At 72.8% G+C, this 21971-nt stretch carries 19 protein-coding genes and 1 pseudogene; 11 read left to right on the top strand and 9 right to left on the bottom strand.

Going from position 1 to position 21971, the window contains the following annotated elements; genetic code table 11:
- Positions 1-27: 27 nt before the first annotated feature.
- Positions 28-411: a cold-shock protein gene (locus FEF34_RS43940; RefSeq protein WP_138054570.1), complete on the bottom strand. Its 384-nt coding sequence runs from the start codon at positions 409-411 to the stop codon at positions 28-30.
- 158 nt (positions 412-569) lie between these two features.
- On the opposite strand from FEF34_RS43940, the gene FEF34_RS21255 reads away from it, so the two are divergent.
- A complete protein-coding gene (locus FEF34_RS21255) occupies positions 570-845 on the top strand; it encodes a hypothetical protein (RefSeq protein ID WP_138054569.1) in 276 nt (91 codons plus the stop codon).
- A gap of 139 nt (positions 846-984) precedes the next feature.
- Here the strand turns inward: FEF34_RS21255 and FEF34_RS21250 are convergent, their stop codons facing one another.
- Positions 985-1626: an HAD family hydrolase gene (locus FEF34_RS21250; protein WP_138054568.1), complete on the bottom strand. Its 642-nt coding sequence runs from the start codon at positions 1624-1626 to the stop codon at positions 985-987.
- Between the two features lie 726 nt (positions 1627-2352).
- The gene (locus FEF34_RS21245; RefSeq protein ID WP_138054567.1) at positions 2353-3369 is read right to left on the bottom strand and encodes a hypothetical protein; all 1017 of its coding nucleotides are present in this window, start codon (positions 3367-3369) and stop codon (positions 2353-2355) included.
- Positions 3370-3446: 77 nt separating this feature from the next.
- Here FEF34_RS21245 and FEF34_RS21240 point away from each other — a divergent pair, with 77 nt between their 5' ends.
- Positions 3447-6386, top strand: a complete 2940-nt coding sequence (locus FEF34_RS21240) for a helicase C-terminal domain-containing protein (RefSeq protein ID WP_234042492.1) — start codon at positions 3447-3449, stop codon at positions 6384-6386.
- Between the two features lie 791 nt (positions 6387-7177).
- Here the strand turns inward: FEF34_RS21240 and FEF34_RS21230 are convergent.
- Positions 7178-7351 (bottom strand): recombinase family protein, encoded by a 174-nt coding sequence (locus tag FEF34_RS21230; RefSeq protein WP_138054566.1) that lies wholly within the window; start codon positions 7349-7351, stop codon positions 7178-7180.
- A gap of 219 nt (positions 7352-7570) precedes the next feature.
- Between FEF34_RS21230 and FEF34_RS21225 the strand changes: the two genes are divergently transcribed.
- Both FEF34_RS21225 and FEF34_RS21220 read left to right on the top strand, forming a co-directional pair.
- Positions 7571-9211 (top strand): DNA repair helicase XPB, encoded by a 1641-nt coding sequence (locus tag FEF34_RS21225; RefSeq protein WP_234042491.1) that lies wholly within the window; start codon positions 7571-7573, stop codon positions 9209-9211.
- Between the two features lie 319 nt (positions 9212-9530).
- Positions 9531-9812, top strand: a complete 282-nt coding sequence (locus FEF34_RS21220; RefSeq protein ID WP_138054564.1) for a type II toxin-antitoxin system RelE family toxin — start codon at positions 9531-9533, stop codon at positions 9810-9812.
- A gap of 76 nt (positions 9813-9888) precedes the next feature.
- Here FEF34_RS21220 and FEF34_RS21215 read toward each other — a convergent pair whose 3' ends face one another.
- Positions 9889-10227: a hypothetical protein gene (locus FEF34_RS21215; RefSeq protein WP_138054563.1), complete on the bottom strand. Its 339-nt coding sequence runs from the start codon at positions 10225-10227 to the stop codon at positions 9889-9891.
- 148 nt (positions 10228-10375) lie between these two features.
- Here FEF34_RS21215 and FEF34_RS44495 point away from each other — a divergent pair.
- Positions 10376-10744: pseudogene (locus tag FEF34_RS44495) on the top strand (helix-turn-helix domain-containing protein); the annotation flags it as partial.
- A 193-nt stretch (positions 10745-10937) separates the two neighbouring features.
- Here FEF34_RS44495 and FEF34_RS21205 read toward each other — a convergent pair.
- Positions 10938-11126, bottom strand: a complete 189-nt coding sequence (locus tag FEF34_RS21205) for a hypothetical protein (protein ID WP_138054562.1) — start codon at positions 11124-11126, stop codon at positions 10938-10940.
- Positions 11127-11344: 218 nt separating this feature from the next.
- Between FEF34_RS21205 and FEF34_RS21200 the strand changes: the two genes are divergently transcribed.
- Positions 11345-13417: a HelD family protein gene (locus tag FEF34_RS21200; RefSeq protein WP_407698294.1), complete on the top strand. Its 2073-nt coding sequence runs from the start codon at positions 11345-11347 to the stop codon at positions 13415-13417.
- A gap of 786 nt (positions 13418-14203) precedes the next feature.
- On the opposite strand, the gene FEF34_RS21195 is transcribed toward FEF34_RS21200, so the two are convergent.
- Together FEF34_RS21195 and FEF34_RS21190 are read right to left on the bottom strand one after the other, a co-directional pair.
- Positions 14204-14893 (bottom strand): copper homeostasis protein CutC, encoded by a 690-nt coding sequence (locus tag FEF34_RS21195; protein ID WP_138054561.1) that lies wholly within the window; start codon positions 14891-14893, stop codon positions 14204-14206.
- 179 nt (positions 14894-15072) lie between these two features.
- A complete protein-coding gene (locus FEF34_RS21190; RefSeq protein WP_138054560.1) occupies positions 15073-15447 on the bottom strand; it encodes a DUF6479 family protein in 375 nt (124 codons plus the stop codon).
- A 251-nt stretch (positions 15448-15698) separates the two neighbouring features.
- Between FEF34_RS21190 and FEF34_RS21185 the strand changes: the two genes are divergently transcribed.
- The 3 genes from FEF34_RS21185 to FEF34_RS21175 all read left to right on the top strand — a co-directional run bounded on the left by FEF34_RS21185 (position 15699) and on the right by FEF34_RS21175 (position 19068).
- Positions 15699-16397 (top strand): HD domain-containing protein, encoded by a 699-nt coding sequence (locus FEF34_RS21185; RefSeq protein WP_138054559.1) that lies wholly within the window; start codon positions 15699-15701, stop codon positions 16395-16397.
- Positions 16398-16459: 62 nt separating this feature from the next.
- A complete protein-coding gene (locus tag FEF34_RS21180) occupies positions 16460-17692 on the top strand; it encodes a Cmx/CmrA family chloramphenicol efflux MFS transporter (protein ID WP_138057626.1) in 1233 nt (410 codons plus the stop codon).
- A gap of 167 nt (positions 17693-17859) precedes the next feature.
- Positions 17860-19068, top strand: a complete 1209-nt coding sequence (locus FEF34_RS21175; protein WP_138054558.1) for a right-handed parallel beta-helix repeat-containing protein — start codon at positions 17860-17862, stop codon at positions 19066-19068.
- Between the two features lie 102 nt (positions 19069-19170).
- Here FEF34_RS21175 and FEF34_RS21170 read toward each other — a convergent pair whose 3' ends face one another.
- On the bottom strand, positions 19171-19797 hold the full coding sequence (locus FEF34_RS21170; RefSeq protein WP_138054557.1) for a TetR/AcrR family transcriptional regulator: 627 nt from the start codon (positions 19795-19797) through the stop codon (positions 19171-19173).
- Positions 19798-19904: 107 nt separating this feature from the next.
- Between FEF34_RS21170 and FEF34_RS21165 the strand changes: the two genes are divergently transcribed.
- A complete protein-coding gene (locus FEF34_RS21165) occupies positions 19905-20624 on the top strand; it encodes a YqeB family protein (RefSeq protein WP_234042490.1) in 720 nt (239 codons plus the stop codon).
- Positions 20625-21267: 643 nt separating this feature from the next.
- Positions 21268-21837 (top strand): peroxiredoxin, encoded by a 570-nt coding sequence (locus FEF34_RS21160; RefSeq protein ID WP_138054555.1) that lies wholly within the window; start codon positions 21268-21270, stop codon positions 21835-21837.
- The last annotated feature ends 134 nt before the right edge of the window (positions 21838-21971 follow it).

Raw genomic sequence — 21971 nt, 5'->3', positions numbered from 1 at the left:
CCCTCCGGAGGGGCGGCGCGGTGCCGGTCAGACGTCGAGTTGGTCGGCGACCGCGCGCAACAGGCCCGCGATCTTCGCGCCGTGGGCCTTGTCCGGGTAGCGGCCGCGCTCCAGCTGCGGGGTGATGTTCTCCAGGAGCGTCGTCAGGTCCTGCACGATCGACGCCAGCTCGTCCGGCTTGCGGCGCTGTGCGGCGGCCACGGAGGGGGTCGGGTCGAGGACCGTGACCGAAAGCGCCTGGTCACCGCGCTGTCCCGCGACGACGCCGAACTCGACCCGCTGACCGGGCTTCAGGCTGTCGACTCCGTCAGGAAGCACCGACGAGTGGACGAAGACGTCGCCGCCGTCGTCGCGGGAGAGAAAGCCGAAGCCCTTCTCGCTGTTGAACCACTTGACCTTGCCGGTAGGCACGTCTGTCCTCGTCCTCGTACTCGTCGGGAATTGCGAAAAACGGTCTGGATAGCACTGCAGCGGGCCGCCCGACCCGCCACCACATAAGGCTAATGGTCCGAGGGCCACTGACAAGACGTCCCCGGTGGTTCCTACGCGCTGGGAACTACCCTGGTCGGGTGACTCATGAAACCCAACCGAATTCGGCCGTTCCCGGCGACGGGCTGGTCCGTGCCGGCGCGATCGTCTTCATCATCGGCGCCGCGGCCACTCTCGTCACCGTGGCCCCTCTGTTCCTCGGCACCGAGCCGTTTCCGACGGCCGCGTACCTCGTGAGCATGCTGATGGGCGTCGGCTTCCTGATCGCGGGCATCGGCGTGCTCCGGTCGATCGCCGCGCAGCGCCGTCAGGCGCGCTCGTCCGCGCCGTCCGCGCCGTCCGCGCCGTCCGCGTAAGAGCAGCGGTCAACGCCGGGGCGGCCCCTCCGCGGTCAGTGCCGGGCAGCGCCACCGCGCGGGAGGAGCGGTCCGCGCAGGAGGAGCGGTCCGCGCCGGGGCGTGAGGGCCGCCGTCCTCCTCCGCACAGCGGCTTCCGTCAGGCTGTCGCCGCCGCGCCCGCATACCCGGCGAGCCAGGCGGGGAACGCGGTGAGGTCGGGGAGGACGACGTCCGCGCCCGCCTCACGCAGCTCCCGCTCGTCGCACGGCCCGGTCGGCACGGCGACCGACAGCACCCCCGCGGTGCGCGCGCCTCGGACGTCCCCGACGTGGTCGCCCACGTACACCAGGGCGTCGTGCTCGCGCAGCGCCTCCGCCTTGGCCTCCGCCCACAGCCATCCGATGACCTCGTCGGGCTCGATGCCGAGATGGGCGAGGTGCGTCTTGGCGTTCGGCTCGTGCTTGGCGGTGACGACGATCGCACGCCCGCCGAGCGCCCGTACCGCGGCGACGGCCTCCCGGGCGCCGGGCATCGCCGGGGTCGGGGAGATGGCGTACTCGGGGTAGAGCTCGCGGTAGCGGTCGCTGGTCTCCAGGATCCGGTCGTCCGGGAACCAGTGCGCGAGTTCCTGCTCCAGTGGCGGTCCCAGCCGGGTGACCGCGAGGTCGGCGTCTATCCACACGCCGGTCTCCGCGGAGAGCGCCCGGTAGGCGGCCCGGATGCCGGGACGCGAGTCGATCAGGGTCATGTCGAGGTCGAAGCCGACGGTGAGCGGTCGAGTCAGCGGTTCCGAGGCCATGGGTGCCATTGTGCCCGGGGTCCGGACGGGGCCCGGGTGACGGGGACGCAGGTGACCGAGACCCGGGATCCGGACGAGATCCGGGTGACAGGAACGCAGGTGACCGAGACCCGGGATCCGGACGAGATCCGGGTGACAGGAACGCAGGTGACCGAGACCCGGGATCCGGACGAGATCCGGGTGACAGGAACGCAGGTGACCGAGACCCGGGATCCGGACGAGATCCGGGTGACAGGAACGCAGGTGACCGAGACCCGGGATCCGGACGAGATCCGGGTGACAGGAACGCAGGTGACCGAGACCCGGGATCCGGACGAGATCCGGGTGACAGGAACGCAGGTGACCGAGACCGGAAAGGCAGCGCCGGAGGGCACCGAAACAGGACGCCGGGTCCGGAACACGCCCGGAAGTGTCGGACACGGGACACCCGGTCCGGAACACGCCCGGGGTCGGGTCGTGGAACACCGCGCAGGCGAAGGCTCGGGACGTGGCCCCACGATGGCCGAGCCCGGTCGCGCACCCACCGCACCTACCCCGAGCGCCGACGAGAGCCGACGCTCGGGACGTGGCCACCCGCGTACGTACGCTCGACGCACCGCCTCGCACCGCCCCATCCCGCACGCGCGGACGGACGCACGCGCGGACGGACGCACGCACGCACGGACGCACGCACGCACGGACGCACGCACGGCCGCACGGACGCACGGCGCCACCGCAGGCGCGACCTCAGCGGCGACGGGCGCGCCAGAGGAGGAAGAGGGCGGATGCCACCGCCGCACCACGCACGACCCACGGCCACGCCCCCGTCAGCGCCTCCCGCATCGCGTCGCCCCCCGGGGCGATCGGGTCGCCCCACCGGCCCTCGACGCGGCCCCAGATCCAGACCGCCGCGCTCGTGGCCACGAGCCCCGGGATGCCGAGGACAGCGAACTTCGCCTCGGTGCGGGAGAGGGCGCGTGTGGCGTAGGCGAGGAGCCAGCCGCCGGCCAGGGCCACCAGCGACCCCAGGACCGCGCCCGCGGCGAGGAGCATCGCGGCGAACAGCACCATGGGGTTGCCGAGCGCGAGGCGGCCGCCCCCGCGGGACGGCGCGGCCGGGGGCGCCCCCGCGGAAGCACCGGCGTCTCCGGGGGCGGCGTCGGCGCCCGGGGCACCCGCCGCCCCGGCGCGCCGCCACCGCGGGAACCGTCGGCGCCGCACGGTGCCCTGCTGCTCCGGCCCGCCGGCGCCACGCCCGCCGTCCTCCTCGTCCTTCCGCGGCGGCCGCAGCAGATCCGGGATCTCGACCCCGCCGACGAACGCGCCGAAGTTGGCTTCCTCGGGACGCCCGCGTTCGATCCGCCACCACTCGGGTTCCCGGGCACCCGGGACGGTTCCGGGGGCAGCCGCCCCGCCGGACGCCTCCGCGGCTCCGGCCTCCGGCGCCCCCGACCTCTGCTCGGGCACGGACGCGGGAGCCGTCTCGGCGGTGGGCTCCGCCCCGGGGATCGCCTCCGGGGAGGGGCGGCGGCCGGGTTCGGGGCTCGCCCCGTCCACCACCTCGTCGGGGCTGCCGAGCCGTCCGAGAATGCGCTGGACGGCCGCCGGGCTGTCGGTGCCGTACTTGGCACGCTGCCGGTCGATCTCGTTACGCAGCGACGACACGAGCTGCATCCTGGTGCCGGAGGGCAGCTGGCGCTGCTGCGCCAGATCGCCGACCCGGCTCAGGTAGTCGAAGACAAGCTGATCGCTTTCGATCCCCACGGTTGCCCCTCCACAGCGTGCCCGTCCCGGCGCCCGGTCCTGACGTTAGCGCCTGGGCAGGGGCTAACGTGGGGCGGATGGGGACCGGTGAGCTCGATCGGGAGGCGCACGTGCCCGCAGGAACGGCCGCAGGGACACCGGCAGGACGGCCCGCGCGTGAAGCGGGAGGCACCGCGGGCGCGACGGGGCGCCCGCACGACGGCGCCGCCGCGCGCACACCCGCGGGCACCCGTGGCGGCGAGGCCGCGCACTCGGTGCCCGGCGCCCACGACGGCACGGACGCACCCCCTGCCACCGCCGGCCCCACCGCCGACCGCTCCGGCCCCACCGCCCCGCCCCGCACCCTCGCCGAGGCCCTGCGGAACCGCGGCGACCGGGGGCTGGCCGCGCTGCTGCGCGCCCGCCCGGATCTGCTGAACCCGGTGCCGAACGATCTGACGCAACTCGCGACCCGCGCCGGCACCCGCGCCTCCGTCATCAGGGCACTGGAGCGGCTGGACCGGTTCGCCCAGCAGACCGCCCAGGCCCTGGCCGTGGCCGCGGAGCCCACGCCGTACGGGACGCTGCTCGCGCTGCTCGGCGGCGACGACGGCGACCCCGCGGTCGAGGCGGCGCTCCCGCGCGCGCTCGGCGTACTGCGCGAGCAGGCGCTGGTCTGGGGCGACGACGACCGGCTGCGGCTGGTGCGGACCGCACGCGAACTGCTCGCCCCTTCCCCGCAGCACCCGTCCCCGACGGGTCTCGGCCCGACGGTCGCCGAGGCCACCTCCGGGATGTCCCCGGGCCGGTTGCAGGAGATCCTCGCCACGGCGGGGCTGCCGACGACCCATGACCCGGTGTCGGCCGTGGTATCGCTGACGTCGCTGTTCACCGAGCGGGAACGGATGACGGCGCTCCTGGACTCGGCGCCGACGGAGGCGTTGGCGGTGCTGGACCGTCTGGTGTGGGGCCCTCCGTACGGGACGGTGGCTCCGCCGGGCGGCTCCCCGGGCGCGGCGGACTCGACGCCGGTGCGGTGGCTGCGGGACCGGGGTCTGCTGCTGCCCTCGTCGCCGCGGACGGTGGTGCTACCGCGCGAGGTGGCGCTCCATCTGCGCGGCGGACGGGCACACCGCGAACCGGAACCGGTGGCGCCGGAGGTCCGGGTCGCCGCCGAACACCGTCCACAGATTGTGGACAACACGGCGGCGGGCCAGGCGTACACCGCGCTCGCCACCGTCGAGGAGCTGCTGAAGAACTGGCAGACGGGCGGGCCGGTGGTGCTGCGGGCGGGCGGCCTGAGCGTCCGCGACCTGAAGCGGACCGCCGCTGCCCTCGACGTCTCCGAGCAGATCGCCTCGTTCTGGCTGGAACTGGCCTACGCGGCCGGCCTGCTGGCCTCCGACGGCGGCGAGGGTACCTCCCGTACGGGCACGGCTACGGGGGAGGACGAGCGGTTCGCGCCGACGCCCGCGTACGACGAGTGGCGGGACCTGCCCGCGGCCTCGCGCTGGACGGCCCTCGCAACGGCCTGGCTCACCGCCACCCGGACGCCCGGGCTGGTCGGCGGTCAGGACGCCAAGGGCCGAACGCTCGCTGCGCTCGGCCCGGACCTGGACCGCGGTGCCGCCCCCGAGGTACGTCACCGCGTCCTGGCCCTGCTGGCCGAGCTGCCCTCGGGCGCCGCCCCGGACCGGGACTCGGTCCTCGCCCGGCTCCGCTGGGAGCGCCCGGTCCGCACCCCGGCACCGGCTCCCGGCGCTCCCGAGCCCTCCGATCTGCGCTCCCGCATCGCGACATGGACCCTGACCGAGGCGGAACTCCTGGGCCTGACCGGCCGCGGCGCCCTCTCCACCGCCGCCCGCACCCTCCTGGCCGCCCCGGCGGCACTTCCCGCCCCGGCACTTCTCCCGACGGGACTTCCCCCGACTGGACTTCCCCCGACGGCACTCCCCGCAGCGGCACTTCCCGCGACGGCCGACCGTGCCGGGGGACAGCCGGACGCCCGCACGGTCCCGGGCACGCCCGACGCCCGGCACGAGCAGGCCGGGGACGGCCCGGCACAGCCCGCCCCGCACGGCCACGCCGCTCTCGCCGCCCGGGCCGCGCTCGCCGCCGGGGTGATCGCTCCCCTGCTGCCCGAACCGCTCGACCACGTACTCCTCCAGGCCGATCTCACCGCCGTCGCACCGGGCCCGCTGGAACGCCCGCTGGCGGAGGCCCTGGGCGTCCTAGCGGACGTGGAATCGAAGGGTGGCGCGACGGTCTACCGGTTTACGCCGGCGTCCGTACGGCGGGCCCTCGACGCCGGGCAGGCCGCGGCGGACCTGCACGCCTTCCTCGCCAAGCACAGCCGTACCCCGGTGCCGCAGCCGCTGAGCTACCTCATCGACGACGTGGCCCGCAAGCACGGCCATCTGCGCATCGGCGCCGCCTCCGCCTACGTGCGCTGCGACGACGACGCACTGCTCGACGAGATCATGGCCGACCGCCGTTCCCGCGGCCTGCGGATGCGCCGGCTCGCGCCCACCGTGCTGGCCGCCCAGGCCGACCCGGCCACTCTGCTCGAAGGACTGCGGGCCATGGGATACGCCCCGGCCGCGGAGTCCGCGGAGGGCGATGTGCTGATCATCCGCGCGGACGTCCACCGCACCCCGCGCCGCACCCCGCCGGTGCCCGTTCCGGACGGGCCGCCCGCCCCGGACGACACGCTGCTCGCCGCCGCGGTGAGGGCGATCCGGGCGGGCGACCTGGCCGCCACGGCCGCACGGAAGCCCGCACCGCACACCGGTGCGGGCGAACTCCCCCGCACCACCCCCGCCGAGACCCTGGCGACCGTGCAGGCGGCCGCGCTCACCGGGTCCGCGATCTGGATCGGGTACGTCAACGTCGAGGGGGCGGCGAGCCAGCGGGTCATCGCCCCGGTCCGCGTCGAGGGCGGATTCGTCACCGCGTACGACCACACCGCCGACGAGGTGCGCACCTATCCCCTGCACCGCATCACCGGCGTGGCCGAGCTGGCCGACGAACGGGCCTGAGCGCCCGCCCCGTCCGCGACCCGCACGAGGCGGGTGCCCAGGCGCCCCGGCGATTCCGCCAATCATGCGGACGAGGGCGGCGGTTACCGCTCGGGAGTGATCAATTCCCCCTGAGGGGCGACCTTCGGCATTCCGGCTCCGGGCCATGGGCAGTCACCCGGCGTCCCACTGACGATCCCGGGCCCGTCGGGCCACGGGACAGCCGGAAGGAAGGTCATTCCATGCGTCGTGTCACCACCGTCCTCGTCGCCGCAGCCGCGTTCCCGGGCGAGACGGCCACACGCGCCTCGGCGGTCGGCATCGATCCCGGCGGCGGACTCACGCGGTAGCCGAACCCGCGGGCCGGGGGTCGTTCGTCCGTGAGGGAGACGGCGGAGACCGGCCCCCAGGAGGGAGGGGACGGGAGGGGTCGTCGGGCCGCGCAGGGGGACGAGAGGGGAGACGCGGGCCGGCTGCTGGGAGGGGTTCCGGACCAGGAGGCTTCCGGACCAGGAGGCTTCCCGACCAGGAGGCTTCCGGACGAGGGAGGGACGGCCGGCAAAGGCCGGCGAGGGGGCGCGGCCGAATGCACACAGTGCCACGCTGGGTGCACTGACAGCCCTGTGAACAAGTAGCACCCCTCAGCGCGTCAGCCGCCCGGTCTCCAAGCCGGGCGGCTGACGCCATGACAGGGGACGGACGCCGTGATCGACACTCGTAGCGCTGCCTGGGACACCTGCTCGGAGGGCAAGCCCCAGCGCGGGAAGACAAACGCCAAGGGCGAGACCACCTGGTTCAACTGGACCCAGCATTCAGGGCGCGCGGGAGGTCGCGTAGGCGAAGTCCCCCGTGGAGCGGGCCGCGTGGTCGATCTTGAAGAACACGACCACGTCCGGCTCGGCGAGCCTGTCCAGGATCCGCTGAAGCCCCGGACGATCAAGGCCGCGCGAGCAGCCGGAGACGTCGGCGTCCTCCGCCACGGCCATGACCTGCCGGCACGGGCCGTGCACAGCGCCTCACAGGCCGCACGCTGACGCTCCGGCGAGGTAGAGTTTTCTGTTTCCCGCGAAAGGCGGCCATGGACGGCCGCGCGCGTTCCCGGCACGCTGGCCGAGACGCCCTTGGGGCGACGGGCACGAGGCAAGGCCCGAGCCCGTGGCAGGTGTGGTGTCTGTCACGCGATGATCCTATCTGCGGAGGTATGTGTGTCCTGCCTGATCGTCCAGAGCGACAAGATCCTCCTGCTCGAGGTCGACCACGACCAGGCCGACGCCTGCCGCCGCGCCATCGCCCCCTTCGCCGAGCTGGAGCGCGCCCCCGAGCACATCCACACCTACCGTGTGACACCGCTCGGCCTCTGGAACGCACGGGCGGCCGGGCACGACGCCGAGCAGGTCGTGGACGCACTCGTCGAGTTCTCCCGCTACCCCGTCCCGCACGCGCTGCTCGTCGACGTGGCGGAGACCATGGCCCGCTACGGCCGCCTCACGCTCGTCAAGCATCCCACCCACGGCCTGGTGCTGACCACGACCGACCGGCCCGTGCTGGAGGAGGTACTGCGCTCCAAGAAGGTCCAGCCACTGGTCGGCGCCCGGATCGATCCGGACACGGTCGTCGTCCACCCCTCCGAGCGCGGTCAGATCAAGCAGACGCTGCTGAAGCTCGGCTGGCCCGCGGAGGACCACGCCGGTTACGTCGACGGCGAGGCCCACCACATCGACCTGGACGAGTCCGGCTGGGCCCTGCGCCCGTACCAGAAGCAGGCCGTCGAGGGCTTCTGGCACGGCGGCTCGGGCGTCGTCGTGCTCCCCTGCGGCGCGGGCAAGACCCTCGTGGGCGCGGGGGCGATGGCCCAGGCGAAGGCGACCACCCTCATCCTCGTCACCAACACCGTCTCCGCCCGCCAGTGGAAGCACGAGCTGGTCAAGCGCACCTCGCTGACCGAGGAGGAGATCGGCGAGTACAGCGGTGCGAAGAAGGAGATCCGCCCGGTCACCATCGCCACGTACCAGGTGCTGACGACGAAGCGGAAGGGCATCTACCCGCACCTGGAGCTGTTCGACTCCCGCGACTGGGGCCTGATCGTCTACGACGAGGTCCATCTGCTGCCCGCGCCGGTCTTCAAGTTCACGGCGGATCTGCAGGCCCGCCGCCGGCTCGGCCTGACGGCGACGCTCGTGCGCGAGGACGGCCGCGAGTCGGACGTCTTCTCGCTGATCGGCCCGAAGCGGTTCGACGCTCCCTGGAAGGAGATCGAGGCCCAGGGGTACATCGCGCCCGCCGACTGCGTCGAGGTCCGGGTCAACCTGACGGACTCCGAGCGGCTCGCCTACGCGACGGCGGAGACCGAGGAGAAGTACCGCTTCTGCGCCACCACCGACACCAAGCGGAAGGTCACGGAGGCGCTCGTCCGCAAGCACGCGGGCCAGCAGACCCTGGTCATCGGCCAGTACATCGACCAGCTCGACGAACTCGGCGAGCACCTGGACGCGCCCGTCATCAAGGGCGAGACGCCGAACTCCCAGCGGGAGAAGCTCTTCGACGCGTTCCGGAACGGTGAGATCTCGGTCCTGGTCGTGTCCAAGGTCGCGAACTTCTCGATCGACCTGCCGGAGGCGACGATCGCGATCCAGGTCTCGGGCACCTTCGGCTCCCGCCAGGAGGAGGCCCAGCGCCTCGGCCGCGTCCTGCGCCCGAAGGCGGACGGCCACAAGGCCCACTTCTACTCGGTGGTGGCCCGCGACACGATCGACCAGGACTTCGCGGCCCACCGCCAGCGCTTCCTCGCGGAACAGGGGTACGCGTACCGGATCGTGGACGCGGACGACCTGACGACTGACGGCTGACGGCTTCCCGGCGGACGGCTTCCCGGTAGACGGCTTCCGGTGGACGGCTTCCGGTGGACGGCTGACGGCTTCCCGGTGGACGAAGGCCGGGGCGCCGACGGCCTCTGCCGAGACCGGGCCCCTGGGATCCGTTGCTCGCTACCCTGGTCCGTGACGCAGGTCCCCGGCGCAGGACCCCGGCGCAGGACCCCGGCCCGGGGGACGGCTGCGGATGACCGGACCGGTAGACGCGACGAGGCCGGTACGCACCACGGGGCCGACACACACCAGAGGCCGGTACGCACGACGAGGCCGGTACGCACGGCCCGAGGAGGACTCGATGCCGCACCACGACAGCTACGAGGTGCTCTTCACGGAGTCGGCGGCCCGCGACCGCGACCGCCTGGACCCGGTGCGCCGTGCCTCGTTCGACAAGGCGGTCGAGATTCTCGCCCGCGACCCGTACACCGAGCACTCCCGCCCGATAGGCCCCGGCGAACAGGACCGCGAGATCCGGCTGACTTCGCAGGTCGTGGCCGAGTACATAATCTCCCGGGGGCGGCTGCTCCTCGTCGTCCTGCGGATCTTCGACGACGCGGACATCCTGCTCCCGGAGAGCTGACGGCACCGTGCCCGCCGCACCGACCCGGCGGGCACGGCCCTGACTGCGGCGGCAGGCGCCACGACTGCCGCGGGGGTCAGCCTTCGGCCCTGGTGCCCGCCGCCGCGTCGCCCGCCGCTTCCGTCCCCGGGGTCCCGCGCTGCCCGGGCAGCCCACCGTCACCATCGCCTCCGTCGAACCCCCGGAAGGCCGCGATCGCCAGGACCGCCGGCCCCAGCGGCGCGTAGGGAGACGCCGACGGCTGGTGCCACCACGTCAGTCGGAGGTCCAGGTCCCCCGCGTGGGGTACGAGCCGCATACTGCGCGCCAGGAAGACCACGGCCATCAGCGCGGCGGTGGCCCTGCGCCCCTCGGGGACGGCAGCCGGGTCACCCGAAGAGCGGTCGGTTCCCGGGGCGCCCGGAACCAACCGCATCGACTCCCACCCGCTCCAGCTCGTACCTCTCCCCTCCCCCTGCCGCGCGCCCTTCCCTCTCCCTCCCCACGCGCCGCGCACGAGGAAGGGCCCCGCCGGTCTCCTTAGGTTCAAGTGGTCGTCGCAACACCCCAGCTCAAGGGGTGCGATGGACTTCGAGATCCGCAAGGTGCGGACCGCGCAGGGGCCTGTGAAGCTGCGCCGGGAGCGGGAGGCATACTCCCGGCTCGTGCAGCAGGGATACAGCAACACGGAAGCCTGCCGGATCGTCGGTGTTGACCGGCGAACCGGCAACAAGTGGCGTAACGGCCGCAGCGCCGACCGTCGGCAGAAGGCGGCACCACCGATTTCCGCGGTGGCGCCGCCTTCCGGCACGTCCAGGTACCTGCGCGAGGAGGAGCGGATCCACATCGCCGACCGGTTGCGGGAGAAGGCCACGGTGCGGGCGATCGCCGCGGAGCTGGGCCGCAGCCCGTCCACGGTCAGCCGGGAGATCCGCCGCAACCGAACGGACGGCGCACGCGGCCTGCGCGGGACCCGCACTTCGGACGCGCTCCATGAGGCGGTTGGGAGCGAAGGGCGATCAGTGCGGGGACGCGGTGGCCCGGTGGCGCGGCGGCGAGACGGACGGAAAGCCACGGCGCGGCGCCCGCCCGGAGGCGCCGGCACGGTAGCGGCCCGCCGGGAGGCTCCGGCGGGACCCACCCGCCTCAGAGATGGCGGCGGACTCCGGCCTCCTCGCTGTACTCACCGAGGACCGCGACGCCGAAGGCCGTGGTGACGAAGACCCTGACCGCGCGCAGCGCGTCGCCGAGACGGTGGGTGCGGTGGGCCGGGGCGCCGGTGGCGGTGGCTCCGCGACCGGGCCGGGACGCTGGGGTGAGGGTGGCTGTACTCATGGGACCAGAATCGGTTCTCGGCGTCCGCGACACATCGACCTGCGGGCTGAACGCCGGTCGCGGACGCGTACGACTTCGGATAGAGGGCCTCCCCTACGGGATGGACCCCGCCCCGCGAAATCCATTCGCCCCGGCTCGGCGGGCTGAGTAAAATCGCCCGCCTTGCCCGCCTCCCTCGCAGGAGTGCCGCCTCCCGGACGGAAACCGGGTGCGCTGTCATGTCGTACTTCCAACGTACCTTCGGAGGCAGCACCGTGCCCGCGCCCGAAGCGCCCGAAGCACCGGCGCACGATCCCCTGGGCCGTGAACGGGCCCATCTGACCGCCTCGCGCTCCGCCCTGCGCGCGATGCGCGAGGACGTCGAGGCCCTGGACATCCGGGACGTCACGGCGAACTGGGTGAACGCCGTCGTCCTCGAGTCGCAGATCAGCGAGCGGATCAGGGCGCTCGCGGATCTCGCCCACACCCCGCTCTTCTTCGGGCGGCTGGACTATCTGCACACCACGCAGGAGGGGCAGCGCTTCTACATCGGCCGCCGTCATGTGCACGACCCCGACGGGGATCCGATGGTGATCGACTGGCGCGCGCCGGTCTCCCAGCCGTTCTACCGGGCCTCCCGCAAGGACCCGATGGACGTGCGGCTGCGCCGCCGCTTCGGCTACACCGGCGGCGACCTCACGGCGTACGAGGACGAGCACCTCACCGACCCGACGGAGGCGGACCGGACCAGCCGGCTCCTCCAGGCCGAGATCGAACGTCCGCGCGTGGGCCCGATGCGGGACATCGTGGCCACGATCCAGCCCGAACAGGACGAGATCGTCCGGTCGGGCCTCTCCGGCACGGTGTGCGTGCAGGGCGGTCCCGGCACCGGGAAGACCGCCGTCGGTCTGCACCGGGTGGCGTATCTGCTGTACGCGCACCGGGAGCGGCTGGCCCGCACCGGCACCCTGGTCATCGGACCCAACCGGTCCTTCCTCCACTACATCGAGCAGGTCCTGCCCGCTCTGGGTGAGTTGGAGGTCAAGCAGGCGACCGTCGCGGACCTCGTCGCCCATGTCGAGGCGCGCGGGACGGACGAGCCCGCGGCGGCGCTGGTCAAGGGCGACGCACGGATGGCGGAAGTACTGCGGCGCGCGGTCCGTTCGCATGTGACGATGCCGGCCGAGCCGGTGATGGTGGTCCGCGGCTCACGCCGCTGGCGGGTTCCCGCGTACGAACTGGAGGACATCGTCCGGGAGTTGCTGGACCGCGACATCCGCTACGGCGCGGCCCGCGACGCATTGCCGCAGCGCATCGCGCACGCCGTGCTCGTCCGCATGGAGCAGGCCGGCGAGGCGCCGGACGACCGGGTGCAGGACTCGGTGGCACGCAACGCGGCGGTGAAGGCGGCGGTGAAGACCGTCTGGCCGCAGGTCGACCCGGCGAAGCTGGTGCTGCGTCTGCTCTCCGACCCGGACTTCCTGGCGGAGCACGCGGAGGGGGTGCTGAGCGCGGACGAACAGAAGGCGATCCTCTGGACCCGGCCGCCGCGCTCGGTCCGCTCCGCACGCTGGTCCCCGGCGGACGCGGTGCTGATCGACGAGGCGAACGACCTCGTCGAGCGCACGCCGTCCCTCGGCCATGTGGTCCTCGACGAGGCACAGGACCTGTCGCCGATGCAGTACCGGGCGGTGGGGCGCAGATGCACGACGGGTTCTGCGACGGTCCTCGGCGACTTGGCGCAGGGCACCACCCCGTGGGCGACGGCGAGTTGGGCCGAGGCCCTGGCTCATCTGGGCAAGCCCGACGCGGTGGTGGAGGAACTGACGGCGGGCTTCCGGGTGCCGCGCGAGGTGGTCGCGTACGCGTCCCGGCTGCTGCCGCACATGTCGCCAGGGCTGGCGGAGGTCCGGTCGGTCCGCGAGTCCCCCGGCTCGCTGGAGATCCGCCCGTCGGCGGGTGATGGGGACGTGGTCGCCGCGTGTCTGTCGGCACTGCGGCACGAGGGTTCGACCGGCCTGATCGCTGCCGACGACCGGGTGCCGGCCCTGGCCGCGGCGCTGACCGACGCGGGTGTCCCCTTCCTGGCTCCCGGCGAGGAGACCACCCCTGACGTGCGGCTCACCCTGGTGCCGGCATCCCTCGCGAAGGGCCTCGAGTACGACTACGTGGTCCTCGACGACCCCGCGGCCGTGGTCGCGGCCGAGCCGGACGAGCGGACGGGCCTGCGCCGGCTGTACGTGGCACTGACCCGTGCGGTCTCGGGCCTCGCGGTGCTCCACTCGTCGCCCCTGCCGTGTCAGCTGGGATGATCCGGGCGGGAGCCTGCGGGAGTCGACCCCGCGGGAGCCGACAGCGGGACAGGGTCGGGGACCGGCGCACGTGCGCTGCCCGGGTGGCGCCTCGGCCCGGGTCCGGGCCGGTCCCGGCCCTGCGCGCAGGGCCGGGACAGCGGAGCCCTCAGCCCAGCCCGAGGCGCCCTCGGCCCGTCGGCTGTGGCGACCCGACCCGGTCCGTGCGGTGGCTCGTTCCGGCAGGTGCGACACCCCTGCCCGAGTCGGGATGGCGCCTCGGCCCGCCGTGTTCCCGGGCGGTGGCTCGGCTTCCGGCGCGCGCCAAGGCCGCGGTCGGACCGGGAAGCGGACGGGCCGGGAAGCGGACGGGCCGGACTAGTGCCGCATCGGGCGACGTTCGCCCCGTCGCGGCGCCCGGCGCGGCGACTCGCGGCGTTGCCGGATCAACCGAGTAGGCCCACCACGAGGTCGATCCGGCGCCTTGCGATCTTCCCCTCGGCCCGGAGGGCCTGGGGAGACCCCACCCCCTCGGCCGGAGGGCCCGGGGCAGACCCCACCCCCTCGGCCGGAGGGCCGGGGGAGGCCCCGCGCACCGGACGCCGCTCCTTGACGGGCAGACCTCGCCTGACGCGGCACTAGCCTCGTACTTCGCAGGTCACCCGATCGCGAATATCAAGCGGTCATAGCCGATCACTCGTCGATCGGAACCGTAGCGGCGAGAGCCGGTGCCGGTCCGGATCGGTCGAGATCGGAGGCCCGGAGGCCGCTGCGGCGAACCTTTTCGGCGACCTGCGAAGTACGGCACTAGCCGTCCACCGCCTCGCGCCATTCGCGTACCGTCGCCTCGTCCACCGGAGCCTGCCAGCCGGCGGGCCGAGCCGCGCCGCCGATGTGGAACGCGTCCAGGCCGGCCGCACGGAGAACCGGGAGGTGGTCGAGGCGGAGACCGCCGCCGATCATCATCCTCGGCTCGTAACCGGGCTCGTCCCGCCTCGCGGCCTCCGCCAGCAGCACCGGCAGCCCCGCGTCGACGCCCTCCGCGCTGCCCGCGGTGAGATACGTGTCGAGTCCGGGCAGGTCGGCGAGCTGCTTGCGCAGGGCGTCGCGGTCCGCGGCGCGGTCGATCGCGCGGTGGAACGTCCACCGGCAGCCCTCGGTCTCGGCGACCAGCCGTTCGACGGTGACGAGGTCGGGGTCGCCGTGCTCGTCGAGGAAGCCGAGCACGAACTCCTCCGCGCCTTCCCCCCGCAGCCCCCGCGCCGCCCCGACGAGCGCGTCGGCGTCGCCCGCACCGAAACCGACCGCGAGCCGGAGCATCACCCGCAGCGGTACGTCCACCGCCGCCCGGATGCGGCCGAAGGTCTCCCGGGACGGGGTGAGCCCGTCCGCCGCCATGTCGCTGACCAGCTCGAGGCGGTCCGCTCCCCCGGCCTGCGCGGCGACCGCGTCCCGCGCGTCGAGGGCGATCACCTCCAGGAGTGCTCGGTTGCTCATGGCTCATCCTCCGCCAGTAGACGCCATACAGGTCTAGTCCAATAACGGAGTCAGCCTAGTCCGCGCTCTCGCACCACGCACCGGAGCCCGGGCGCACACCCCACCCCGAACACACTTCTCGGCCACCGCGCCCTTCACCCACCGGGCCCCGCGACGCGCCACTCGCGCGCACCCGGGACTCAGCCGCCCAGGCTGCCGCTCCCGAAAGCCCCGCCGCTGCGGCTGCCGTGCTGCGGCCGGGCCTCGGGCCCCTTGCCCGTGGTGTGCGACGTGTGGGTCTTCATGTTGTAGGGCAGGAGCCGGCTGCCGTCGTCGGGGAAGGCGTCGTCATCCCCTTCCCTGACCTCCTCGATGTGCTCGCGGTGGTCGGCCGGCTTGGGCTGCTCATCGGGAGTCGGGACGCGCAGCCGGGCCCGCCGCCGCCCGTCCCACCACATGGCGCCACCCAGGAGGACGATGAGAATGACCCCGAAGGTCAGGGGGCCGATCGCGGCCAGGATCTGGGCCGCGAGCTCCGTCTTCGGCAGGCTCTGCGCTGTGACCGCTGCGTTCATGGTGTCCGCCTCCGCACAGAGGGATGAGACACAGGCGCTATCCATTATCACCTGATATGACTGTTATGCCAGCACCCTGACCGGCCCTGGACGGCGGGACCGACCGATGCCGGGCGGAGCCGCAGACGCCGAGAACGATGAGGACCGATCCGGAGGTCGGGGAGGACTCCGCAGGCCCCGGGACGATGCGTGGCCGCCCGCGAGGAGCGCCCCGGCACCTGCCGGTCACCGGCCGGCTGGACAATGTGGCCATGCCCGCGCCTCCGCAGCACCCCGCCCATGACGAACTCCGCCGACGCTGGGCCGCCACCGTGGCCGCGGTCGCCGACCGCGCAACGGACGCCTCCCTGCCCGGACCGGACCGGTACGCCGACGACCTGCTCGGCCGCTGGGCCGAGCCGCAGCGGCGCTACCACACCACCGACCACCTGGTCGCGGTCCTGGAACGCATCGACACGCTCGCCGAGTACGCGGACGACATCGACCTCGTACGCCTCGCGGCCTGGTTCCACGACGCGGTGTACCTGCCGGAGCGCTCCACCAACGAGGAGCGCAGTGCCCGCCTCGCCGAGCGCGCCCTGCCCGAACTGGGCGTCGGCCGGGCAGGCGTCGAGGAGGTGTCCCGGCTGGTGCTGCTCACCCGTACCCACACGGCACAGGACGACGACGCCAACGGCAAGGTCCTCTGCGACGCCGACCTGGCGGTCCTCGCCTCGCCGCCGGACGCGTACGAGAGGTACGCCGCCGCCGTGCGCGAGGAGTACGGCTTCGTCCCTGACGACGCCTTCCGCGCGGGCCGGGCCGACGTCCTGCGCCATCTCCTCGGGCTGCCGAGACTGTTCCGCACCCCGTACGGACAGCGGGAGTGGGAGGAGGCGGCACGGCGCAACGCGACGGCGGAGTTGCGGCGCCTCGTTCACCACGCGGATGGTTCCGGAACCCGGGAATGACGGGCGTCATCCGGCTGTTGCGCACTGTCATGCCCGCCGCAACCGCCGACTCGCGCCCCCGTATGCCACTGGCCGTCTACATCCTGGGCCTCTCGGTCTTCGCACTCGGCACCAGCGAGTTCATGCTGTCCGGGCTGCTGCCGCCCATCGCCGAGGACATGGGCGTCTCGATCCCCCGTGCGGGACTGCTGATCTCCGCGTTCGCCGTCGGGATGGTCGTGGGCGCGCCGCTGCTCGCCGTGGCGACGCTGCGGCTGCCGCGCCGCGCCACGCTCATCACCCTGATCACGGTATTCGGGCTGGGCCAGGTCGCGGGTGCGCTGGCCCCCACGTACGAGGTCCTGTTCGTGTCCCGGGTGGTCAGCGCCCTCGCATGTGCCGGGTTCTGGGCGGTCGGCGCGGCCGTGGCGATGGCGATGGTGCCCGTCGACGCGCGCGCCCGCGCCATGGCCGTGATGATCGGCGGGCTGTCGATCGCCAACGTGCTGGGCGTACCGGCCGGCGCGTTCCTGGGCGAGCACCTCGGCTGGCGCTCGGCGTTCTGGGCGGTCGGCGCGGCGTCCGCGGTGGCCCTGGCCGGCGTGCTGACCAGGATCCCGCCCATCCCCGTGCCCGACGGGAAGCCGCGGCTGCGCCGCGAGCTCACCATCTACCGCGACCGCCAGGTCTGGCTCGCCGTCGCGGTCACCGCGCTGTCCGCGGGCGGGGTCTTCTGCGTGTTCTCGTATCTCGCGCCGCTGCTCACCGATGTCGCCGGACTCGGCGACGGCTGGGTGCCGACCGTCCTCGGTCTCTTCGGCATCGGCGCACTGCTCGGCACGACGGTCGGCGGTCGCATCGCCGACGCGCACCTCTTCGGCGTGATGCTCTGCGGCATCACCGCCTCGACGGTACTGCTGGCGGTGCTCGCCCTGACCGCCGAGTCCCCGGTGCCGGCGGTGGGCCTGTCGTTCCTCATCGGCGTCGCGTCGTTCTTCACCGCCCCCGCCCTGAACGCCCGGATGTTCAACGTCGCGGGAGCGGCCCCCACGCTGGCCGCCGCGACCACCACCGCCGCGTTCAACCTGGGCAACACCAGCGGCCCCTGGCTCGGCGGCACGGTCATCGACGCCGGCCTCGGCTTCGCCGCCACGGCGTGGGCGGGCGCGGCGATGACCGCCGTCGCCCTCGGGCTCGTCGCCGTGGCCCTGCGGTTCGAGCGCCGCGGGGCGGACGCGGCGCCCGGGAGGCGCCGCGTGGTCGTCTCGTCCGCGGCGAGCCGCGACGCCGGCGCGACGCGCTGCGGCACGGCCTGACGCAAGGGGACGGTCCGTCCGCTCCCGCCCGACGCGCCGCTCCGGGGTGCGCCGTGTTGCTCCGGGTTGCGCCGGATGGCGGGCACCTCGGTTGCCGGCGCACGGCGCCGGGGCGAGGGTCGCTCAGGGGGAGGTAAAGCCCCGTCAGTCTTCTCCTGGAGCGCCCAATGAGATTCGTCGCGAGTGCGGGCGGCGCCGTCGCCCTGGCCCTGGCCGTCGTACCGATGACCCCGGTCCAGGCCGCCTCCGCCAACCCCGGCCACGAGAACAACCGCATCGCCTGCAACGCCGACGCCCTGACGAACGCGATCACTGACACCAACGGGAAGGGCGGCGGCACGATCGAACTGGCTCGCGACTGCCCGTACGTCCTCACTTCGGCCCTCCCGGACATCACCCGGCCCATCACCCTGCACGGAGGCAAGGGCACGAGCATCGAACGTTCGAGCGCACCCGGTACACCACTGTTCCGCATCGTCGAGGTCGCGGCCCCAGCCGGCTTTCTCACGCTCGACGACCTGACCGTCCGCAACGGCCACGTCAACGGTGACGGCGGTGCCGTCCTCGTCGGGGACGGCCGGACCCTGCTCCTCAAGTCCGTCACGCTCACTCGCAACCGGGCCGAAGGCAATGGCGGGGCGGTGGCGAACGTCGGTGGGCGGGTGATCCTCCGCGACAGCAAGGTGGAGAAGAACGCCGCGGACAACGTGGTGGGCGCCGGAGGCGACGGAGGCGGCATCCACACGACCGGCGGCGTGGTGTCCATCGACTCCAGCGCCGTCAGCGGAAACAGGGCGGCGGACGACGGAGGCGGCGTGGCCTCCGAGAGCGGCTATGTGACCACCGCCCACAGCACCGTGGGCAAGAACGAAGCCGAAGGTGACGGCGGCGGTATCTACAACAACGGGACGGCGCACATCCGGTTCACCAGCGTCACCGGCAACAGGGCGAGTGGAAACGGCGGGGGCATCCGGAACGCCGGCACCCTGGTCGTCGGTCGCAGCAGCATCAACAAGAACACCGCGGCGAGCGGCGGGATCCACAACACCGGCAACGCGTGGATCGGCCACAGTGTGATCAAGGACAACACCGCCACCACCGGGGGCGGCGGTCTCTGGAACAACGGCGAAGCCACCGTCGAGTCGAGCGACATCACCGGCAACGAGACCACCGGCGCGGCCGCGCCGGGCGGCGGCGTTCTCAACAGCGCCGGCAACACCGTCCTGACCGACAGCACCGTCACGAAGAACCAGGCTTCGAACGGTGGCGGCATCTACGAAACCGCGGGCGACGTCACCCTCAACCGGACCCGTGTGAAGGACAACGACCCCAACAACTGCGGCCCCGCCAATGCCGTGTCCGGCTGCGTCGGCTGACCGCACACAGCACGGCACGCCCCCTGTCGCGTATTCGCCGCTGACACGGCCGGAAGATCACCCTGTGTGCCTGTCGCCGTATTGGGTCCTATGGGTGCCCGTTCACCGCTCCGGCTTCTGGTGGGTGTTGGGCCGTAGGAAGCGGTGGAGGATCAGGCGCAGGGTGGGGAGCTGGTCGGCCGGGCTGAAGGTGGGGTCGGTGGCGGCGCTGGTGTAGAGGGCGGCGATGAGGGCCATGACCCATGCCGCGGTGTCGTCCGGGTCCAGGGCGGGGTCGATCTGGCCTGCCACGGCCGCATTGTGCAGCAGGGCGGTGATGGTGGACCGTTCCTCGTCGTTGTCGCGGCTGAGCAGTGCTTCGAGCTCGGGGTCGCGGTAGGCCTGGATCATCGCCTCCATGACGAGGGCGGGGACCAGCGGCTCCGCGGCGGGGGCGGCGAGAAGGTCCACGGTCTCGAGGAGGGCGGTCCACGGGTCGTCGGCGGTGCGGGCGGCGGCGAAACGCTCGGCCTTGGTGGCGCCGTCGTGCTCGTCGTCCTCGAGGACGGCGTGGAAGATCGCGCGCTTGTTGGGGAAGTAGTGGAACAGGTTGCCCGCGCTCATGCCGGCGGCCTTGCAGATCTCCGCCGTGGTGGTGCGTTCGAACCCTTTGGCGGCGAAGAGTTCGGCCGCGGCGTTGATGATGTGCCGGCGCCGCGCCTGGTGCCTGGCCGGGTCGACTGTCCTCATCGGGGCCTCTTTCCGGTCAACTCTCGACTCCGGTCTCGGACGGGTAATAATAGACCGAGTGCTCGGTCTATTATTACGCAGCACCGGAGGCGAGGGGGGACATGGACATGACCAAGGAAACGGGGCGGGAGCCGCAGGTGAGTCGACTCACCGTGCTCCGACAGACGGCTTTGAGCACCGTGTGCGTTTACGCCGTTCTCGTGCTGGTGGGGGTGGGTGTCGGCTGGCTCGTCGACTTCCTGGCCGACTGGCTGGTGACACTGCCCTGGGCACCGCTGCAGGGACCGGCCGAGTTGGTTGCCTCCGCCCCCGCCCCGACGCTGCCCGCCGCGGGCGCGGTGGCAGGGCTGGTCCTCGGACTTGTCGCCCAGCACGAGCAGTTGGTGATTCGCCTGTCGGGTGAGTGCGTTGTGCTCACAAGCAAGGGACGGGAACGGGAGTTCCCGCGCGATGTCATCGCCACGGTGTTCCGGGACGGCAAGCAACTCGTCCTGCTCGGCCACGACGGTGGCGAACTCACTCGACAGGAGTGCGACCTGGACACCGGCCGCGTTGCGGACGCCTTCACCGAGCACGGCTATGCGTGGGCGGACGTCGATCCGCACCAGGGTGAATTCCGCCGCTGGGTCCCGGGGGCTCCCGGCCTCCCGGAGGGCGCGAACGCCCTCCTCAAGGCCCGCCAGGAGTCGCTGGAGAAGAAGGGGCCCTCCCACGAGGACGTTTGGGAACTCCGTGGGGAACTGGCCCGTCTCGGCGTCGTGGTGCGGGACGAGAAGCGACGCCAGTACTGGAGGACCTTCCGAAAAGCAGGTCCGGCCGCGGAATGAAGGGCGGTGGGGTCGGCCGGCACGTATCCTCGGTGAAGCCGAACCCGGTGTCAGCGTGTGCGATCGCCGGGGGCGTACCGGCTCCAGGTTCCGCCGGCCTCGGTGACCGGGCGGGTGACGGTCTTGTCGTGGTAGCGAGGGCCTTCGCGATGACGGGGGCCGGGGCTTGGAGGACGAGTTGGCGGATCGCGGAGGTCCCGCCACGCTGCGGTGGGACGCCGATCTCCCGCAGGTGGGCTTGGAGGCTGACCGGATTCATCGGCTGTCCGGGCCGGCGGCCGGGGAAGAGCCACTGTGAGCTTCTGCTACTGGCGTAGGGCAGGTGCCGGCAGGACTGGATACAGGTCCGCATGAGGCCGGCGACGGGCTCCGGAAGCGGGGACGGAGGAGCTTCCAGCCGGACGGTGACGGCGGCCCCATCGTCGATGACGTCGTCGACAGTGAGGCGGACGATGCGGGTGACGGGTTGCGCGTAGAGGAGAACGAGCGCTCATCGCTTCGAAGACCTGCTCGTCCGGCCGCAGCAGCGGCAGACCGTCGATCAAGTGCAGCCGAGCCGAACCGTGGTTGGCGCTGAGATCGACCATGATCGGAATGGTGTCGCAACAGCCGCCTCTCACCGGCTGCCGAAGGAGAGGAACCGATGACCGACTACACGAGCCTGCCTGCCGACCTGCCCGTTCCCGAGGACGACGGCGCTGCCGCCCACTTGTCCGGTGCGAGAATGCCGCATCTGGAGCTCCACGCCACCGACGGCGCGACGGTCCGCCTTGACGCGCTGGGCCCGGGTCGCACGGTGCTCTACATCTACCCGCTGACGGGCCGCCCCGGCACCGATCTGCCCGAAGGCTGGGACTCCATCCCCGGCGCACGTGGTTGCACCTCCGAGACGTGCGGCTTCCGCGACCACCACCAGGACCTGCTCGCGGCCGGCGCGGCCCAGGTGTACGGCCTCTCCAGCCAGGACAGCGAATACCAGCGTGAGGTCACCGGGCGGCTCCACTTGCCGTTCCGGATGCTGTCCGACCCCGCGCGGAGCCTGGCCCAGGCACTGGACCTTCCCACGTTCACCGCCGGCGGGCTGACGTTGTACAAGCGACTTACGCTGATCATCAAGGACAACGTGATCGAGCACGCTTTCTACCCGGTCTTCCCGCCGGACAAGCACGCCGACCAGGTCCTGGCCTGGCTCAGCGACAACGCCCACCCGTAGTAGGCGAACGCGTCGCCCGGTCCGGTCGGCTTGCCATCCCAGGAACACGCGGATCAGATCGTGACCGTGAACCTCGCCGAGGGTCGGGGAGCCGGCACTCAACAGGCACGCCGAGGACCGCAGAGCCCGCTGAA

The sequence above is a fragment of the Streptomyces marianii genome (genome assembly GCF_005795905.1).
GTDB classification, from domain to species: Bacteria; Actinomycetota; Actinomycetes; order Streptomycetales; family Streptomycetaceae; genus Streptomyces; species Streptomyces marianii.
This window is presented reverse-complemented; position numbering and strand designations above follow the sequence as displayed.

Bases quoted from the DNA above. Each gene is read 5' to 3' on its own strand.
- FEF34_RS21250 (WP_138054568.1), bottom strand. From the start codon at position 1,626: ATGGCCTCGGAACCGCTGACTCGACCGCTCACCGTCGGCTTCGACCTC.
- FEF34_RS21240 (WP_234042492.1), top strand. From the start codon at position 3,447: ATGGGGACCGGTGAGCTCGATCGGGAGGCGCACGTGCCCGCAGGAACG.
- FEF34_RS21230 (WP_138054566.1), bottom strand. From the start codon at position 7,351: ATGGCCGTGGCGGAGGACGCCGACGTCTCCGGCTGCTCGCGCGGCCTT.
- FEF34_RS21220 (WP_138054564.1), top strand. From the start codon at position 9,531: ATGCCGCACCACGACAGCTACGAGGTGCTCTTCACGGAGTCGGCGGCC.
- FEF34_RS21215 (WP_138054563.1), bottom strand. From the start codon at position 10,227: ATGCGGTTGGTTCCGGGCGCCCCGGGAACCGACCGCTCTTCGGGTGAC.
- FEF34_RS21205 (WP_138054562.1), bottom strand. From the start codon at position 11,126: ATGAGTACAGCCACCCTCACCCCAGCGTCCCGGCCCGGTCGCGGAGCC.
- FEF34_RS21200 (WP_407698294.1), top strand. From the start codon at position 11,345: ATGTCGTACTTCCAACGTACCTTCGGAGGCAGCACCGTGCCCGCGCCC.
- FEF34_RS21195 (WP_138054561.1), bottom strand. From the start codon at position 14,893: ATGAGCAACCGAGCACTCCTGGAGGTGATCGCCCTCGACGCGCGGGAC.
- FEF34_RS21190 (WP_138054560.1), bottom strand. From the start codon at position 15,447: ATGAACGCAGCGGTCACAGCGCAGAGCCTGCCGAAGACGGAGCTCGCG.
- FEF34_RS21185 (WP_138054559.1), top strand. From the start codon at position 15,699: ATGCCCGCGCCTCCGCAGCACCCCGCCCATGACGAACTCCGCCGACGC.
- FEF34_RS21180 (WP_138057626.1), top strand. From the start codon at position 16,460: ATGCCACTGGCCGTCTACATCCTGGGCCTCTCGGTCTTCGCACTCGGC.
- FEF34_RS21175 (WP_138054558.1), top strand. From the start codon at position 17,860: ATGAGATTCGTCGCGAGTGCGGGCGGCGCCGTCGCCCTGGCCCTGGCC.
- FEF34_RS21170 (WP_138054557.1), bottom strand. From the start codon at position 19,797: ATGAGGACAGTCGACCCGGCCAGGCACCAGGCGCGGCGCCGGCACATC.
- FEF34_RS21165 (WP_234042490.1), top strand. From the start codon at position 19,905: ATGACCAAGGAAACGGGGCGGGAGCCGCAGGTGAGTCGACTCACCGTG.
- FEF34_RS21160 (WP_138054555.1), top strand. From the start codon at position 21,268: ATGACCGACTACACGAGCCTGCCTGCCGACCTGCCCGTTCCCGAGGAC.